Raw genomic sequence first — 16,352 nt, 5'->3', positions numbered from 1 at the left:
GGTGTCGCCGACCTTCTTCAGCCAGGTGGTAATGGTGCCTTCGGTAACAGATTCACCGAGCTCCGGCATCTCAATAGAGGTCGCCATGTTTGTGCACTCCTCGAAAAGTTAAGAAATCTCGTTTTAAGACGGTTATTACAAATAAGCTTACAGGTTGAAAACTCTGCTTGCCCCGTGGGCTGCGCCCGCCCTCGACTGGTGTGTGGAATAGCTCATTTCAGCCAGGATTCCAGCCGGGCGGGGCGCAGTCGGATGACCGGCTACTTCGTTGCCAAATCCTCAATTACAGAGAACATTGTGCGAACCGGGACACCAGTGCCCCGCTTCGGGGTATAACCATACTCCCCAGTGGTGTTGAAGGCCGGACCGGCAACGTCGATGTGAACCCATTCAACATCCTCACCAACGAATTCGCGCAGGTATGCAGCGGCCACGCTCATACCGCCAAAGCGAGAGTTCGTGACATTCCGCAGGTCAGCGACCGGAGACTTCAAGGCCTCTGCTAGCTCAACTGGAATCGGCATTGCCCAACCATTTTCACCAATGCTCTGAGACAGCTCTGCAACACGGTCACGGAACTCGTCGTTACCCAGGACGCCCGGGGTACGCTCGCCAAGAGCGACCAGCTGCGCACCGGTCAGGGTGGCGGTGTCAATCAGGTGAGTCGGCTTGTCTTCGCAGGCGCGGACAATGGCGTCCGCGAGTACGAGGCGGCCCTCTGCGTCGGTGTTCAGAATCTCAATGGTCTTACCGCCGTACTGCGTAATGACATCGCCCGGACGGTACGCCTTACCGCCCGGCATGTTCTCTGCCATCGGAACGGTTGCGGTCACCGGGGTGGAAACACCCAAACGGGCAGCCAGGACGACTGTGGCAATAACAGCCGCAGCGCCGCCCATATCGGAGATCATGTTCTCCATGCTGGCGCCCGGCTTCAGCGAAATACCGCCGGTATCAAAGGTGATGCCCTTACCGACCAGTCCCAGCGATTTCTCTGCCGACTCATCGCCCTTCCAGATCAGGCGCACCAGGCGCGGCCCGCGCGAGGATCCGCCACCCACGGCATTGAGGCCTCCGAAACCGCCGGCGCACAGAGCGTCGTCGTCAAGCACCTCGACCTCGAGCCCTGCGTCACGGCCCAGCGCTGCAGCAGCGTCAGCAAACGTCTCGGGGTAGAGGTGCGACGATGCTGTATTGACGAAGTCACGCGCGGTGGCAACGGCATCCACAATCGCCGCAGCGCGCTTTACGACGTCGTCATCAGCGCCCAACACGACCACTTTCTGGGTGTCCTCGTTGCTTTCTTCGGCGCTCTTCTGGCCGGAGTAAGCGTAAGCGCCCAGTGCAAAGCCCTCGGCTGCAGCCTGCGGATCGATGGCGCCGAGAGTGTTAAAGACCACCTTGGCCTTGGACATACGGCGGGCAGCGGCACCGCAGGCACGGCGGATATCCTCTGCATCCAGGTCCTCAGAACCCACGCCAACGCCCGTGACACTGTCGACATCCAGGCCAGCGGGGGCCGGAATGGTGGTCACGGACTCGGCCTTAGCACTGGCGGAGACTGCCTCAAAGGAGGCGAGCAGTTGCTCTGCAACCGAACCGATGGCCTCGGGTGCGACCAGCTCGAGGCCATCCTCGCCGTCGATAAGCGCGACGAGAACCGCGTCGGCGTCCGCGGGCAGAGACTTGTCGGCAGCGATGACCACGCGAGTGCCGATAGCCGGCAGGTAATTGGACAAAACTGCAGCGTTACGAGAGGCGCCGAACTGCGTCGAATCATTGTTAGCGGGGACTGACATGTAGTTGCATCTCCTTGTAGTCGTACTATGTGGTACACCACCGTATCCCTATTTGCCGGTTCGTGTCCTTCACCCCTGGACAGCGGACCGACGAGACAGCGCCACGACTATTGGAATGTACCCGCGCCTAGTGCCCGCGACGCTGACATTAGCCTGACTAACACGGTCTTTCGGGGGCGAGTATTGATACGACTCGATCCTCGACGGTTTAGGATGAAAGACATGTCTGCTTTGGAATTTGCAATCGAACGTAACCCGAATCCACTCTCTGATGTCGAGCGCGAGGAGATTCTGGCCAACCCCGGTTTTGGTAAGCACTTCACCGACCACATGGTCCGAATTGACTGGACTGCAGACGAGGGCTGGCATGACGCCAAGCTGCAGGCATATGGTTCGATTGAAATGCAGCCGTCTTCTTCGGTCCTGCATTACGGGCAGTCGATTTTTGAGGGTCTGAAGGCGTATCGCATGCCGGATGGTTCCATTGTTACTTTCCGCCCGGAGCAGAACGCTCGTCGCTTCCAGCGCTCCGCTGACCGCATTGCGATGCCGCAGCTGCCGGAGGAGACCTTTCTCGAGGCAATCCGTCTGCTGGTTGAGGCCGATGCAGCATGGGTGCCGCCAGCTGGTGGCGAAGAATCCCTGTACCTGCGCCCAATCATGTTCTCCACTGAGAGCACCCTGGGCGTGCACCCGTCGAACTCTTACACCTTCCTGCTCATCGCTTCACCTGCTGGCGCGTACTTCTCCGGTGGTATTAACCCGGTGACCGTGTGGATCTCCCACGAGTACGTGCGTGCCGCGCCGGGAGGCACCGGTGCTGCGAAGTTCGCAGGTAACTACGCAGCTTCGCTGGCGGCTCAGCAGCAGGCAGAGGAAAAGGGCTGCGACCAGGTTGTGTGGCTGGATGCTGTCGAGCGTAGGTACATCGAGGAGATGGGCGGCATGAACCTGGCGTTCATCTACCCGGATGAGACCGCTGACGCTGGTGTTCGCCTGGTGACTCCAGAGCTGTCCGGTTCGCTACTGCCGGGCATTACCCGGGCATCGTTGCTGCAGGCTGCTCAGGATCTGGGCATGAATGTCGAGGAGCGCCGCATTTCCACCGAGGAGTGGAAGAATGATGCCACTTCCGGTGTCATGAGCGAGGCATTCGCCTGTGGTACCGCTGCCGTCATCACCCCGGTCGGTTTTGTGAAGTCCGCTGAGGGTGAGTTTGAGATTAATAACGGCAACACTGGCGAGTGGACTATGAAGCTGCGCGAGCGTCTGACTGGTATTCAGCACGGTGAGGTTGAGGACACCCACGGTTGGATTCACAAGCTTGTTGAGGCTTAGTTTCGGCGTAGGTCGGAAAAGATAATTTAATAGTGGTTACGAGAATTAGTACTTTCGCAGCCCCCTGCTCGGTATTTGCTGGTCAGGGGCTGCGTTTTTGCTTTGCTGGTTCCTCAACGGCTGTGCGGTTTCCCCATGGTTCATGAATTGTTCAGAGGGCATTTGTTTAGCCGTTAAAAATACCTCTAGTGTGACCGGGGGCACTGTGAAAAACTACCAACACGATTGGTTTTTGTAGTTGGGAAAACAGTTTGAGGCGCTGTGATGGTGGTAGTTCAAGACTTTTTTAAAGATAGTTTTTCGTCAAGTAGTTCAAAGCGCCTAAGGGTAACCATCGTCGTCACGCTGTTGTTGGCGGCGTGGACGATCGGGTTTAGCGCAATCCCGGCTCCTGTGGCGGCAGCTCAAGATACGCCGCCACCGTCCGGGGTGGAACAGCCCGCTCCTACGGGCGAAGGGGGCACGGGCGAAGCAAAAGTAGAGCTAATCATGGATCTGTCAGGCTCGATGCTTGCCGACGATGCCGGAGGCACCCGCCTCGATGCGGCAAAGCGCGCATCCACGGAGCTGATCGACTCCCTCCCGGATGATGCGCTACTTGGCATGCTGGTTTATGGCCAGCGCGAATCCAGCGATGAATCCAACCGCGAGCGGGGATGTCAGGACATTGAGGTCCTGTCACCGGTCCAGAAGGTAGACAAGGAGGCGCTGAAGAGCAAGATTGCCGGTTTGCAGGCCAAGGGTTACACCCCGATTGGCAATGCACTGCGTAAGGCTGCCGAAGAGCTAGGACCGGACGGGGAGCGGTCAATTATCTTGGTCTCCGATGGCATTGATACTTGTGCGCCTCCACCAGTGTGCGAGGTCGCCAAAGAGTTGGCTGGACAGGGCGTTGGCCTGACCATTCACACCGTGGGATTCAAGGTCGATGAAGAGGCTCGCGCTGAGCTTGAGTGTGTTGCGCAGGCAACTGGCGGTCAAAGCATGACTGCTGATGATGCCACCCAGCTGGCGGATCACATGAAATTCTTGACTCAGCGGTCAGTGCAGGGCTACGAAACTACGGGTACCCCGTTCGAGTTTTCCAAGACCAAGGAAGGTGCGAAGTGGCTCGGTGCAGGCAAGTATCAGACCACGCTGGTGCCAGAGGTTGCCCACGATGACCGCACCCCGCTCTACTACCGAATCGCAGTTCCGAAGGGGCACAACGCGATTGTTACCTCAAAGGTGTTAGCGAATATCGATGCTGAGGGTAAGGGGCAGCAAGAGGTCCGAACTGAAATTGAAGAAATCATCAATGAAACCGGCGGAGAATGCCAGGACGATAGTCGCATGGGGTCGTTGACCGGAGCCACGGCAACTGCCGATTCGTGGACTCCAAACTCAGCAGATGCAAGCATTCTTGAATGGGATAGCGACAGCATCGAACCCAGCTGCGATCAAACCAAATGGCTCGTCGAAAACAACGTATGGGTCTATGACAGTGAATCAGTAGCAGACTATCGTGATGAACCCGTGAAGGTTGAGGTTAGCGTCCAGTTTGAGCCAGTGCTGAAAAAGCAGGAGGCTGACAAGCTAGATGAGGGGCGGCATTCCTCCGGCGACAAAGCCTACAAAAAGGCCACTTTCGGGGAAGCCAAGCCTGTAAGTGGTGGCAATAACGCAGCTCAAGCCCCGGAAGTCAAGTCTGGGGACACTATCTCCGACACAATCGTTCCCGGTGAGCAGAAGTTCTACAAGATTCCAGTCGAATGGGGTCAGCGACCAGTGATTGCTGCCCGTACTGGAAATTCGGAGCGCGATAATGCCGATTCCATGGGAGTTGCTCTGTTGAATCCATTCGAGGTTTCCGTGGCGGATGGAACAATGCACTTTTATCAGGATTCCGAGGACCTGAATTTGTCAACAGATCGTCCGGTCGAATACAACAACCGAAGTACCAATGTTGGCGGACAATCTATAGCCAACGCCGGCTATTACTACGCGACTGTCCGCATGGCTAACTACCGCCCGGAAGAAGAGGTCGCTGGTATCGATCAGCCGTTCCAGCTCGCATTCCTCCTGGACAACAAGCCAACTAAGGGGCCTGACTGGCGACCGACCGACAAGAATGGCCCGACTCCATCCGATAAGCCGATTCTGGCCAAGGGAGAGTCGGAACAGGAATCGTCAAAGGATTCATCGGAAGACTCATCTGAGGGCTCGTCTGATGATTCCTCTAAGGGATCCGAGACCTCTGATAGGGATTCTCAGGCATCCACATCCTCGTCGGACATGGAAGACGAGGGTATGAGCCCGCTGGTCATTGGCACCGTTGTGGCAGCGGTCGCCGTGTTTATCGGCATCGCAGGCGCAATCGTCTACCAGAACAAGAAGCGCAAGGAGTAGACAAACCGTAAGCTCAGGAAGCTCCTGAGCAGGAGGGGTAGGGAAAGCAGCAAAAGTGTGTCCGCCTGGCGTATCGCTGGCGGGCACATTTTTTGCTACTTAGCCACAAAAACTGACAACTCTAAAATTTATGGGCTGCAGATGTGAAACTGTGCGAGTTTATGACCCTACCGGCCATTTTTTGGTCCATTTTTTGTCATAAACGCAGTCAGTAACTCGCATCGGCTCGCCGTCGTTAACATAACCGCAGTCACTTGCCCCCCAGAACCCAAACCCCACTGAACCCAAACCTGGGAGTATCGCCCCAACATAGAAAAGCGCATCCCGTGCATTGCTGCGACGGGACGCGCTTTTTTAATTAGCTGGGAGGCTAGAAGGTGTGCTCGTTCTTGGCGCCCCGGCAAACGGTCGGCGCAAAATAATTTGGGCGAGCCCCGAAACGAGCCTCCTGTACTCCGCCTTCCCGGCGGTGTGCCCTCAGAATACGTCCGCGTCAAAGTGACCGTCAATAGTTCTTTTTAAAGAAAACCCCAACGGGGGCAATGCGTGCATTTTCCCTGCTAGAACCCTATGGCAAGTACCACGGCACAGACAGCGCATGTTACCTCAATGACCGCACCAAACACGTCGCCGTTGACTCCTCCAAACCTCTTCACGCAGTGCCGTGTCAGCAGCAGTGTAACGCCGAAGCTCAGCACACAAGCGGCTACGCCCACGAGCCCAATCAGCCCGCCCGACACAGCTAGTAGCAGTGTCCACCAGCAGGCCACCGTCACGGTGGACTGTGTACCAGCCGTCAGGGAGCCGAAGCCGCTGTTCGAAAAAGGCGGAAAGCCACGCCAGCAGGCAGTCGTTGCCGCCGCGCGAGAGGCCACAAAAGGCAAGCACAGCGCAACCACACCAGGCCACATCTGACCAGCAGACCAATGTGACAGCACACTAGCCACAATCACGGCAAAAGCAGTCGTCGTCGTCAACATCGTCAGCACGATGGAGCCCACGCCCATTGGGCCGGTGCTCGGGTCGCGCAGCACCTCGCGCGCCCCCTCCGGCGGTTTATACGAGCCGAGGGCATCTGCCACGTCCGCCAGCCCATCCAGGTGCATCGCGCGGGTCAACATCTGTGCCGCCACCATAATCAGGGCGCCGCCGAGAATCGGGGTGACGTCGTAAAGCGTGGGCGTGCGTGACGACGACGTTGCGAACAGCCCCGCCGTGATGAGAACTGCACCCGCGGCAGGAACGAGCCCAGCCACTGGCAGTGCAGCGATGGCGCGGCGGCCGGTAATGCGGTCGAACACGCTCGCGCCTTTGAAAGGCAGGACAGTGAGCCAGGACAGGGCAGTGGTGATGGCCTCAGCGACGGCATTGCCGTGAGCGGAGGGATCACCGTCGAGGTTGTCCTGGTGAGACGGGCCGGCTTTGTCGGACAAGTCGATTAGTCCTTGGTGCTTACGCCTGCGTCGGCGAAGGTAGCCATGTTGCGCAGGACGGATACGCCGGACTTGACCAGCGGTAGGGCAGCGACGGCGCCGGAGCCTTCGCCAAGACGCATCCCGTATTCGAGAAGTGGTTCCTTATCCAGGTGTCGAAGGGCAAGCGCGTGCGCGGGCTCTGCCGACTTGTGGCCGGCGACCCACCAATCGCGGGCGCCCGGAGCGAGCTGGTCAGCCAGCAGAGCAGCGGATGTGACAACCACTCCGTCCAAAATCACAGGAGTGCGACGCACCGCTGCCTGAGCCAAGAATGCGGCCATCACAGTCATATCCGGCGAGGAAATACGACGGAGCACCTCAACCGGGTCATTGCGCAGGCGACGCACGCGGAACATGGCATCGCGCACGGCAGCGACCTTGAGCTTCCAGCCCTCGTCATCAATGCCAGTGCCTCGGCCGACGACGACAACTGGTTCGGAGTTGGTCACGGCACCAATCAGCGCTGCGGCTGGAGTGGTGTTTCCGATGCCCAGGTCGCCGGCAATGAGCAGGTCAGCGCCTTCATCAACGGCGGCGTCGGCAATAGCGATGCCCGTGCGGATGGCCTTATCGACCTCCTCCTCGCTCATCGCATCCTCGCGGTCGATAGAACCGCAGCTGCGACGGATACGGTATGGCCCTTCGGCATCGTGGTCGAGGGAAATGTCTACACCGGTAACTGTGGCTCCCGCGATGTCAGCGATAGCGTTCACGCCGGCACCCTTTTCCTCGATGTTGGCAAGCATCTGGATAGACACCTCGGACGGGTACGCGGACACCCCGCCCTGGGCAATGCCGTGGTCACCAGCGAAGACATAAACACGACAATCGTCCAGGTCATGCGGAGGGCATTCTCCCTGGCACGCCGAAATCCAAATGCCGAGTTCTTCCAACCGGCCGAGTGAGCCTGCGGGTTTAGTCAACTGCTCATGGCGCGCGCGGGCGGCCTGTTCAGTCTCTTCGTCAGGGCGCGCTACCGGTCCAAAATAATCCGCGTTCATACTCTCAAACGCTACCCGAAAATGATTTGTGTACCGACCATTGGTACACAGTTATTCGCATTGCTGGGAAGACCGTCATAGGAGGAGGGGCGTGGAGTGAATCTAGCTCGCCGCCTTGACTTCCATAGGGCAGCCCGCCACAACTAAGACAACACGATCACAGACAGCTGCGAGCTGCTGGTTGAGAAGGCCAATTTCATCACGGAAAAGCCGCCCTGAGCGGTGTTCGGGAATGACACCGAAGCCCACTTCGGGTGACACAATGAACAGGTCGGAATCTGCGGGGAAGTTGCGCACGGCGTCGACAAGCGAGTGCGTCCACGGCGCGACGCTGCCCCTCGGTGCCTCCCACAGCCCCTGCGCATCGATGATGTGCGTCAGCCAGGTGCCGACATCGTCGAGCAACATGCGCCGCCCCGGCCCAGCGAGTGCATCCACCGCATCGACGTCATCAACCGTGTGCCAGGCCACTCCGTGCTCTTGTGCCTGTGCTTGACGACGAATGCGGTGCTCCTCGACCCTGGAATGAAAGTCACTATCACCGGGGAAAGGCCGTGCAGTTGCGATGTAGTGCAACACCGCTGAGGCTGCGGCATCTGAGGCACCGTCGGTTGAGGCTGCGGCGGTGGCCAGCAGCTCGTGCTCAGCCCATGAGGACTTGCCTGAGCGGGCGCCACCGAGAACCAGAGTGCGCATGGCAGATGGAGGCTACTTGATCTCGTCGCCGATGTTGACCTGCGGACGCGGAGTACGCAGACGACGCGGCTGAGAAGCGCGGGAGTAAGCGTAGAAGCCCAGCCCCCAGGCTCCCTCGGTCGTCTTCGGGAAGCGCTCGCGCGTCAGCTTGATGGCGCGGCGGCCGATGTAGATACCTTCGATAATCAGGGCGATGATGAGAACCATCGCGATGAGAGATGCGATGTTGGCCAGCTTTGGCAGGGAAGTGCCAATCATCATAATCAGCAGCAGAATCAGCGCGAACGGGAGGAACACGTTAGCGAGGAAGCGGCGGGAATCAACCCAGTCGCGGACAAACTTGCGCTCAGCGCCCTGGTCACGCGGCAGCATGTAGCGCGGATCGCCGGCGGCCATACGCTCGTCGGCAATGCGACGCTGCTCACGTCGCTCTGCTCGCTCGCGTGCCTTGGCGGCCTTGAGCTCTTCCTTGGACATGGAGGCCTTAAGTTCCTTGCGGCGTTGGCGAGCTTCCTTAGCGGTCAGCGGTGCCTCGACCGGGCCACGGCGGATGCCGCGTTCGCGCTCAACCTCGTTGCGCTTCGGGGTGGGGCGCCCCTTCTTCGGAGTAAAAGCACCGTTGTGCTTCTTCTCGGGCTGCTGAGACTCCGAAGCGGTGCCCTTGGCGCCGCTGGATGCGGTCGCGTCGGTGGCTACGTCTCCGGCGTTGGTTGCGTCAGCTTTAGTTGCGTCAGCTGCCTTGGACTTTTTGTCATTCTTTTTCCACGGTAGATTCACGACCCCAGATTATAAGGTCTCCAAGGTGCTTCCCTAATTAGGTTGCAGGTTGAGGGCCAGGGTTCCGGGGCAAGGGCGTGGTTTTTGGGGTGGCCGCAGCGTGGGGTGGGAGGGGAGAGAGTGCGGTTGTGGCGTGGGAAGCCGTGGTGCGGTTGCGAGGTGGCGGCAAGAAGAGACTTCAGAAAAAGAGAAAGAAAAAGAGAACCCAGAATTGGGAATTAAAGACTGGTCGGTAAGGTTGTGATAAATAATGACGTAGCCGACCTTGGGGTCGACTCGCATACTTAAACACTTCAACAAGGAGGACACGCGCTATGACTACTGCTCAGAGCACTGGCGTTACCCTGACCGAAGCTGCGGCTGCCAAGGCAAAGGCACTTCTGGACCAAGAAGGTGCTACCGACCTGGCACTGCGTATTTCTGTGGCTCCGGGCGGCTGCGCCGGCCTGCGCTACCAGCTCTACTTCGATGACCGCAGCCTCGACGGCGATGTCGCCGAGGTTTTCGGTGGTGTCAAGCTGGTTGTTGATCGCCAGTCGGTTCCGTACCTGTCCGGTGCCACTATTGACTTCGCTGACACCATTGAGCAGCAGGGCTTCACCATCGATAACCCGAATGCCACTGGCTCCTGTGCTTGCGGTGACTCCTTCAACTAAGTCATTAGCTGAGCAGAGCTGTTAGTAGACGCTGTAAAAAGCGTCGGATAGTAAAAGGCTCGGACCTCACTCTTGTTAATTGAGTGAGGTCCGAGCCTTTTCTTTTGGTTGCGCCGGCTATGGTGGCAGCCTGCCGGGGCAGGATGGGGTTGAGGCGCGGGAACCGTCGTAAAGCGAACTAGCGAACTAGAGCTCGACGGGGTAGTCGCGCTGCTCGATGTCCGGAGTGATGCGGTCTTCGATGAAGATGCCGTGCCAGACCATGAAGGCCAGGATGGTCCAGAGGCGGCGGGAGTGGTCGCGCTCGGTTGGGTGGTGCTCGGCGAGCATCTTGAGCACGGCGTCCTTATTAATGAACTCATCAGTCTGGGACTCGCGGATGATGTCCTCGGCCCAACCGTGCAGTTCGTCGCCTGCCAGCCAGTGGCGAATCGGCACCGGGAAGCCCAGTTTGCGGCGGTTGAGAACGTGCTCCGGAACAATCTGCTCCATGGCGCGACGCAGTGCGTACTTGGTGGTGCCGTGAGAAACACGCATGTCCACCGGCAGCGTCTGTGCAACGTCGAAGACCACACGGTCGAGGAACGGCACGCGCAGCTCCAGGGAGTTGGCCATGGTGATCTTGTCGGCCTTGACCAGAATGTCGCCACGCAACCAGGTGAACAGATCCAAGTGCTGCATCCGGGTCACCGGGTCCCAGCCTTCAGACTGCGCGTAAATCGGTGCCGTGACATCGCTGTGGTCCCATTCCTGCTTGGCCCACGGCAGGACTTCCTGCAGCTGCTCAAAGTTAAAGGAACGAGCATTGCCGTAGTAGCGCTGCTCCAGCGGAGTAGTGCCTCGCTGCAGCAGCGACTTGCCACGCATGCCTTCTGGCAGAGCTTCGCCGACCTTAGCCAGACCGCGCAGCAGGGGAGAGGGAACCTTGTCGAACGGTTTCAGCGACAGTGGCTCCTTATAAATGGTGTAACCACCAAAGAGCTCATCTGCGCCCTCACCGGACAGTACGACCTTAACGTGCTTACGAGCCTCTGCGGCCACGAAGTACAGCGGCACCAGTGCAGGGTCAGCTACCGGGTCATCGAGGTACCACATAATCTTCGGAATCGCCCCGGCGAACTCCTCCGGCGAGACGACCTTCACAATGTGCTCGACGCCAATGGCGGCGGCGGACTCGGCAGCCACATCGACCTCGGAGAAGCCCTCGCGCTCGAAGCCGGTGGTAAACGTCAGCAGGTTCGGGTTGTGGCGCTTAGCCAAAGTTGCAATCGCAGTGGAGTCGATACCGCCCGACAGGAACGAGCCCACCGTGACGTCGGCACGCATATGCTTCTCGACGCTGTCCTCCAGCGCACGAGCAATGCGGTCAAAAACGTCCTGCTCAGCGCCCTTAGTCACTGGCTGAATCGGGAAATTCGGCTTGAAATAGCGGGTCTGCTTAACTTCGCCACCAGGCGTAACGATGGCAGTGCAACCCGACTCCAGACGAACAATGTCGGTGTGCAGCGACTCCGGCTCCGGCACGTACTGCAGATCGACGTAGTGCTCCAGTGCGCGCTTATTCAGCTTCTTCGCATCGATGCCCATCTCCGGCGCGGCCTCGAGCAGGGACTTCTTCTCAGAACCGAAAATCGTGCCGCGCTCGGTGGTGGCGTAGTAGAGAGGCTTAATGCCGAACGGATCGCGCGCCAGGAAAAGCTTGCGCTCGACGCTGTCCCAAATGGCAATGCCGAACATGCCGCGCAAGTGCTTTACGACGTCCGCTCCCCAGTGGTGGAACCCAACGACGATAGGTTCACCATCGCCGGAGGTATTAAAGGCATAGCCTTCCTTCTCCAGCTGCTCGCGAAGTTCGACGAAATTGTAGATTTCGCCGTTGAAGGTCATGGAGTAACGATTCGGCTGATTCTCTGGTCCCCACTGCAGCGGTTGGTGGCTGTGGGCAATATCAATAATGGATAGGCGGTTGAAGCCGAAAACTGCGTCCTCATCGTGCCACGTGCCTGCATCGTCAGGGCCGCGGTGCCGCATGCAGGGCAGAGCCCTTTCGACAACGGGAACGAGCTCCGCTGCGTCAGAATTTGCAGCCAGGATTCCGAGAAGACCACACATGCTTCGTGCGCGCACCTTTCGCTTAGTGTCACTTAGTGGATTTTCGACGGCTCCGTAGCTAGCGGCTCAGCGCGACTGGCTGTCGCCTGAACCGGTGGCCGTGAAGAACCGCCGCGTGGCTGAGTAGCTGGGTTGAACCCCAGATTGGCGCCACATAGAAATGCTGCACCTACTTTAATGCCTTTTGGGGAAAAGCGAGAATGTCTGAGTTTGCCGTGTCTAGGGCTCGGGGCGAGGTTGTTCGGGACGGTGTGTGCGTCAGCGCGTGGCGCAAACACTAAAAAATTCATAGACTTAGGAGCGTCAACAGGGTGTAACTGGTGAGAATGCCACCCCCGATAGGCGGGTCTTTCTCAGTATTTTATTAGGGCAGATATACTCAAAGGCACCCCACAGCCATATTTATTGTGGAGAAAGCTTAAGAATCGACTACTCTGCTTGGGTAGGACGAAACCTTAATCGGTTATCGAAAATTGTGTGGATCAGGAAGGCAGACACACGTGAATCAGCGTAGAAAGTTCGGAGTCGCCCGTAAGCTCGGCGTCCTCGGCGTTGCCACCGGTAGCGCAGCCTTGCTTGCCGGCTGTGATGTTAATCCTCCGGAGAACGGCTTCTTCAAGCTGCTCCGCTTTGGTTGGCCGGAAGGTGTGACCCCGGAAGCACAGTCCATGGGTAACTTCTGGGTTTGGACCTGGGTTGCAGCTTGGATTATCGGCATCATCGTTTGGGGCGTTACCCTTTACTCGATGGCAAACTTCACAGCTAAGAAGGCTGAGAAGAAGGGCAAGGGCGAGTTCCCGCGCCAGACTGCATACAACGTTCCGGTTGAGTTGTCTCTGACCATTCTCCCGATTCTGATTGTGATGACTCTGTTCTTCTTCACGGTTCAGACTCAGGACAAGGTAACTGCCCTGGATAAGGATCCGGAAGTCACCGTCGACGTCACCGGTTTCCAGTGGAACTGGAAGTTCGGTTACGCCAACATTTCCGCTGACCTGATGGGCGGCGAGGAATACAACGGCCGTATTGAGAAGCCGGCTGATGAGCAGTTCTTCACCGAGGGCGGCCACGAGGTTCCGTCCGCTGAGGATCGCGCAAAGCAGAAGGAGTACCCGGTTCACGGACGCTCCAAGGAGAGCCTCGACTACCTGCACTATGACGAGATTGAGACCCTCGGTACCACCGAAGAGGTTCCGGTCCTCGTTGTTCCGGAAGACACTGCAGTCCAGTTCGACCTCGCGTCCGCTGACGTGATTCACTCCTTCTGGGTTCCGGAGTTCCTCTTCAAGCGCGACGTGTTCCCGCACCCGGAGGCTAACAAGTCCAACCGTGTCTTCCAGATTGAAAAAATCGACTCGGACAAGATTGCCAACCGACCAGAGGACAACCCGAGCGACAAGGTCAAGAACGCATTCGTTGGCCGTTGTGCCGAGATGTGTGGTACCTACCACGCAATGATGAACTTCGAGATTCGTGCTGTCTCCCGTGAGGCATTCACCGAGTACATCAAGTTCCGCCAGGAGAACCCAGAAGCTACTAACGCTGATGCTCTGAAGCACATCGGTGAGCCGGCATTCGCAGTCTCCACTTCGCCGTTCAACTCCGGTCGTGTCGACACCCGCGACATGGGTGATCGTGGTGCTAACACCATTGACCTGAACGCGACCGCCAAGTAAACCCAGCAAGATTCTTACCTAAAGGAAGTTCTCAAATGAAGTCTGCAGCAAAGCTCTTCTACGGACTTACCGTGTTCCTGGGGTTCATGGCTGTCGTCTACATCTTCGGCACTCAGTACCTCCAGGACACCGGTAACGTCATCAACGAAAGCCAGGGTCGCCTCGAGTGGGCTGGCGCAACCGGCCTGGTCCTCGCAGCTCTGATGACTCTGATGCTCGGTGGATACTTCCACTTCACCGAGCGCCGCTCCGACATCACCCCGGCTGACTTCGAAGAGGCAGAGATTGCCGACGGTGCAGGTACCCTCGGTTTCTTCTCCGCTAGCTCGATTTGGCCGTTCGTGATGACCATGGGCATCCTGCTCATGGGCTACGGCATCGCATTCATGGCCTACTGGCTGATCGTTCTTGGTGCGGTAATCCTGATCATCGCCGGTACGAAGCTCAACACTCAGTACATCACTCCGCCGGAGAAGCACTAGTCCGAGTGCAATCAGACTGAACCACAGTCGTAGATAACCGAAAAGTCTCTCCCACTAACAAGGGCGTTAGTGGGAGAGACTTTTTTGTTTGGGCAAGTGGGGGGGGGGATCCCAACCGGCGTTACTTTGCCGGTTAGGCTCCGCAGTCGGTAGGTGAGTGGACAGTATGTGATTCCGTATCAAGCGAATTCGACGGGTTTCTGCCCCTTAGGCAGTTCGATGACCTCACCATCAGTCACCTGCAGATGACGCGCTTCGAGCGAGTTAATCATGCGGTGATCGTGGGTAATCACAATAATTGTGCCCTCTGCAGATGCGATCGCGTCTTGGACCTGCTCGATCAGATCCACACTCAGATGGTTGGTAGGCTCGTCGAGCAGCAAGATCTCCGGCGGGTTGGCTACGACCAACGCTAACGCCACCCGTCGTTGCTGGCCGATGGAAAGGCTTCCTACCGGGCGATTGGCATCCTCGGGGCTAAGCAATCCAAAGTCGTCGAGAGGCACGCGGGCATTGGGAGCAAGGTCGTACAACTCACGGGCGGACTTCTTTGGGTTTTCCCAGTCTTGTTCCTGAGCCAGCATGGCTACTCGACAGTTCTCGCCGATACGCACCTCGCCAGCCTGCGTCTCAACTTGCCCCATGATCGTCTTAAACAAGGTAGATTTGCCGGCCCCATTAGGGCCTGTGATAACGACCTTGTCTCCGGGACGAATAATCAGTGAACCAACTCGAATTCGATCTGGGACGACCACACCGCGCATCTTGAGGTGAAAATCCTCATCGCTTCCCGAAGCAGCGCGCTTGGTCGGTAGGGGCGCCGTCAACGGGGCATCAAAGCCCAGTAGCGCCGGCGGACGCTCCACACCTTCCTCGGTCAGCTCATCCAGTCGCTGCTTAGCCGAACGCACGCGGCGGGCGATCTGCCGCTCTACACGACCGCCACGCCGGTCGTAAGCCATCTTGTTATTGTCAGGCATTGCCCGGCCCGGTGAGACCTCACGGGCGCCGTTCTCGATGGTGTCTTCCAACCGATTGCGTTCATGCTCCTCGGAGCGCCACTGGTGCTCCCATAGCTCACGCTGGTGGCGACGGTGCTTCGCGTAGTCGGAGTAATTACCACGGAACAGCCCGATACCAGGGCGCCCCGGCACCAAGTCTCCAATTACAGTACAAACGGCATCCAGGAAGTCGCGGTCATGTGTTGCCACCACAACCACTCCAGGGTGGTTCTGAATGGTGTCAATCACGAGCTGGCGACCGCGTTCATCGAGATGGTTGGTGGGCTCGTCGAGAAGCAAAATCTCTGGCTTTCGAATGAGCGTAATCGCGAGCCCCAGTCGCGCCCGCTGCCCGCCGGAAATCTCCGTGGTTAGTTGCTCTATCAGGGGAGCGCCGTCGGGAGCAGTACCGGTCAGGCCGAGGTGGTCGAGCACAATTTCTGCGTTATGTTCGGCGTTCCAGTCATCGTGAGCCATGACGTCCGAGAAGACCTTCGAATACGCCTTCTCTGCCGCCTCAGACTCATCTGGGGTCTCTGCTAAGGCCATCGCCTCAGCTGCCTCTTCCAACTCCGCTAGACGACGTTTCGAGGGGCCGAGGGCCTCATCGATAAGCATTTGCACCGTGGAGTCGAAAGGCGCTTCCAGCTCCTGAGAGCCGAGCACACGCGTGCCAATATGAGTCACCGTACCGCTCGTGGGCCGACGACGACCCGACAGCAGCCAAAGAAGAGTGGATTTTCCGGCTCCGTTGTCTCCGACCAATCCGAGGACATCGCCGTCGGAAAGCGTGAGCGAGACATCGCGCAGAACAGGCGTGGCCTCGTAGTCGAAGTTGACACCGTTGGCGACAAGCTGTGTGGCGTTGTTCGAAAGATCGGTGGTGGGGGAGGGACTCGTAGACATATGTCCATTTTAGTACTGGTAAACAGCAGATTTGGTATCCGACAT

General features: G+C 58.2%; 13 protein-coding genes. 5 read left to right on the top strand and 8 right to left on the bottom strand.

Annotated elements, in window-relative coordinates:
• The coding region (locus HMPREF2708_RS11435) for a biotin/lipoyl-containing protein (protein WP_246818318.1) at positions 1 to 87 on the bottom strand (87 nt) is incomplete at its 3' end.
• Positions 88 to 260: 173 nt separating this feature from the next.
• Complete coding sequence (locus tag HMPREF2708_RS09000) at positions 261 to 1,799, bottom strand: leucyl aminopeptidase (protein ID WP_070833984.1); 1,539 nt, start codon at positions 1,797 to 1,799, stop codon at positions 261 to 263.
• Between the two features lie 222 nt (positions 1,800 to 2,021).
• Here HMPREF2708_RS09000 and HMPREF2708_RS08995 point away from each other — a divergent pair, with 222 nt between their 5' ends.
• Positions 2,022 to 3,137, top strand: coding sequence for a branched-chain amino acid aminotransferase (locus HMPREF2708_RS08995; protein ID WP_070833983.1), 1,116 nt, complete (start codon positions 2,022 to 2,024; stop codon positions 3,135 to 3,137).
• 489 nt (positions 3,138 to 3,626) lie between these two features.
• Entirely contained in the window at positions 3,627 to 5,525 is a 1,899-nt protein-coding gene (locus HMPREF2708_RS08990) for a vWA domain-containing protein (RefSeq protein WP_070833982.1), read from the top strand.
• Between the two features lie 560 nt (positions 5,526 to 6,085).
• Here HMPREF2708_RS08990 and HMPREF2708_RS08985 read toward each other — a convergent pair.
• The 4 genes from HMPREF2708_RS08985 to HMPREF2708_RS08970 all read right to left on the bottom strand — a co-directional run bounded on the left by HMPREF2708_RS08985 (position 6,086) and on the right by HMPREF2708_RS08970 (position 9,474).
• The gene (locus HMPREF2708_RS08985; RefSeq protein ID WP_070833981.1) at positions 6,086 to 6,958 is read right to left on the bottom strand and encodes an adenosylcobinamide-GDP ribazoletransferase; all 873 of its coding nucleotides are present in this window, start codon (positions 6,956 to 6,958) and stop codon (positions 6,086 to 6,088) included.
• A 5-nt stretch (positions 6,959 to 6,963) separates the two neighbouring features.
• A complete protein-coding gene (gene cobT, locus HMPREF2708_RS08980) occupies positions 6,964 to 8,001 on the bottom strand; it encodes a nicotinate-nucleotide--dimethylbenzimidazole phosphoribosyltransferase (RefSeq protein WP_070833980.1) in 1,038 nt (345 codons plus the stop codon).
• A 102-nt stretch (positions 8,002 to 8,103) separates the two neighbouring features.
• Positions 8,104 to 8,697 carry a bifunctional adenosylcobinamide kinase/adenosylcobinamide-phosphate guanylyltransferase gene (locus tag HMPREF2708_RS08975; RefSeq protein ID WP_070833979.1) on the bottom strand — a complete coding sequence of 198 codons (594 nt, stop codon included), beginning with the start codon at positions 8,695 to 8,697 and terminating at the stop codon, positions 8,104 to 8,106.
• A gap of 12 nt (positions 8,698 to 8,709) precedes the next feature.
• Positions 8,710 to 9,474, bottom strand: a complete 765-nt coding sequence (locus HMPREF2708_RS08970) for a DUF3043 domain-containing protein (protein ID WP_070833978.1) — start codon at positions 9,472 to 9,474, stop codon at positions 8,710 to 8,712.
• A 314-nt stretch (positions 9,475 to 9,788) separates the two neighbouring features.
• On the opposite strand from HMPREF2708_RS08970, the gene HMPREF2708_RS08965 reads away from it, so the two are divergent.
• Complete coding sequence (locus HMPREF2708_RS08965; protein WP_005512007.1) at positions 9,789 to 10,130, top strand: HesB/IscA family protein; 342 nt, start codon at positions 9,789 to 9,791, stop codon at positions 10,128 to 10,130.
• Between the two features lie 186 nt (positions 10,131 to 10,316).
• Here the strand turns inward: HMPREF2708_RS08965 and asnB are convergent, their stop codons facing one another.
• Positions 10,317 to 12,242, bottom strand: a complete 1,926-nt coding sequence (asnB, locus tag HMPREF2708_RS08960; RefSeq protein ID WP_070833977.1) for an asparagine synthase (glutamine-hydrolyzing) — start codon at positions 12,240 to 12,242, stop codon at positions 10,317 to 10,319.
• Between the two features lie 500 nt (positions 12,243 to 12,742).
• On the opposite strand from asnB, the gene HMPREF2708_RS08955 reads away from it, so the two are divergent.
• The gene (locus HMPREF2708_RS08955) at positions 12,743 to 13,918 is read left to right on the top strand and encodes an aa3-type cytochrome oxidase subunit II (protein ID WP_070833976.1); all 1,176 of its coding nucleotides are present in this window, start codon (positions 12,743 to 12,745) and stop codon (positions 13,916 to 13,918) included.
• 35 nt (positions 13,919 to 13,953) lie between these two features.
• On the top strand, positions 13,954 to 14,400 hold the full coding sequence (locus HMPREF2708_RS08950; RefSeq protein ID WP_070833975.1) for an aa3-type cytochrome oxidase subunit IV: 447 nt from the start codon (positions 13,954 to 13,956) through the stop codon (positions 14,398 to 14,400).
• A 179-nt stretch (positions 14,401 to 14,579) separates the two neighbouring features.
• Here the strand turns inward: HMPREF2708_RS08950 and HMPREF2708_RS08945 are convergent, their stop codons facing one another.
• Positions 14,580 to 16,307 (bottom strand): ABC-F family ATP-binding cassette domain-containing protein, encoded by a 1,728-nt coding sequence (locus tag HMPREF2708_RS08945; RefSeq protein WP_070833974.1) that lies wholly within the window; start codon positions 16,305 to 16,307, stop codon positions 14,580 to 14,582.
• Between the last annotated feature and the right edge of the window lie 45 nt (positions 16,308 to 16,352).

It is taken from the genome of Corynebacterium sp. HMSC073H12 (assembly GCF_001837775.1).
In the GTDB taxonomy this organism is placed as follows: Bacteria; Actinomycetota; Actinomycetes; order Mycobacteriales; family Mycobacteriaceae; genus Corynebacterium; species Corynebacterium amycolatum.
The sequence above is the reverse complement of the archived record's forward strand: the minus strand, read 5'-3'. Positions and strand labels throughout refer to the sequence as shown.

What these genes read in the sequence shown, in the direction of transcription:
- HMPREF2708_RS09000 (WP_070833984.1), bottom strand. Translation starts at nt 1,799, where the DNA reads ATGTCAGTCCCCGCTAACAATGATTCGACGCAGTTCGGCGCCTCTCGT.
- HMPREF2708_RS08995 (WP_070833983.1), top strand. Translation starts at nt 2,022, where the DNA reads ATGTCTGCTTTGGAATTTGCAATCGAACGTAACCCGAATCCACTCTCT.
- HMPREF2708_RS08990 (WP_070833982.1), top strand. Translation starts at nt 3,627, where the DNA reads ATGGATCTGTCAGGCTCGATGCTTGCCGACGATGCCGGAGGCACCCGC.
- cobT (WP_070833980.1), bottom strand. Translation starts at nt 8,001, where the DNA reads ATGAACGCGGATTATTTTGGACCGGTAGCGCGCCCTGACGAAGAGACT.
- HMPREF2708_RS08975 (WP_070833979.1), bottom strand. Translation starts at nt 8,697, where the DNA reads ATGCGCACTCTGGTTCTCGGTGGCGCCCGCTCAGGCAAGTCCTCATGG.
- HMPREF2708_RS08965 (WP_005512007.1), top strand. Translation starts at nt 9,789, where the DNA reads ATGACTACTGCTCAGAGCACTGGCGTTACCCTGACCGAAGCTGCGGCT.
- asnB (WP_070833977.1), bottom strand. Translation starts at nt 12,242, where the DNA reads ATGTGTGGTCTTCTCGGAATCCTGGCTGCAAATTCTGACGCAGCGGAG.
- HMPREF2708_RS08950 (WP_070833975.1), top strand. Translation starts at nt 13,954, where the DNA reads ATGAAGTCTGCAGCAAAGCTCTTCTACGGACTTACCGTGTTCCTGGGG.
- HMPREF2708_RS08945 (WP_070833974.1), bottom strand. Translation starts at nt 16,307, where the DNA reads ATGTCTACGAGTCCCTCCCCCACCACCGATCTTTCGAACAACGCCACA.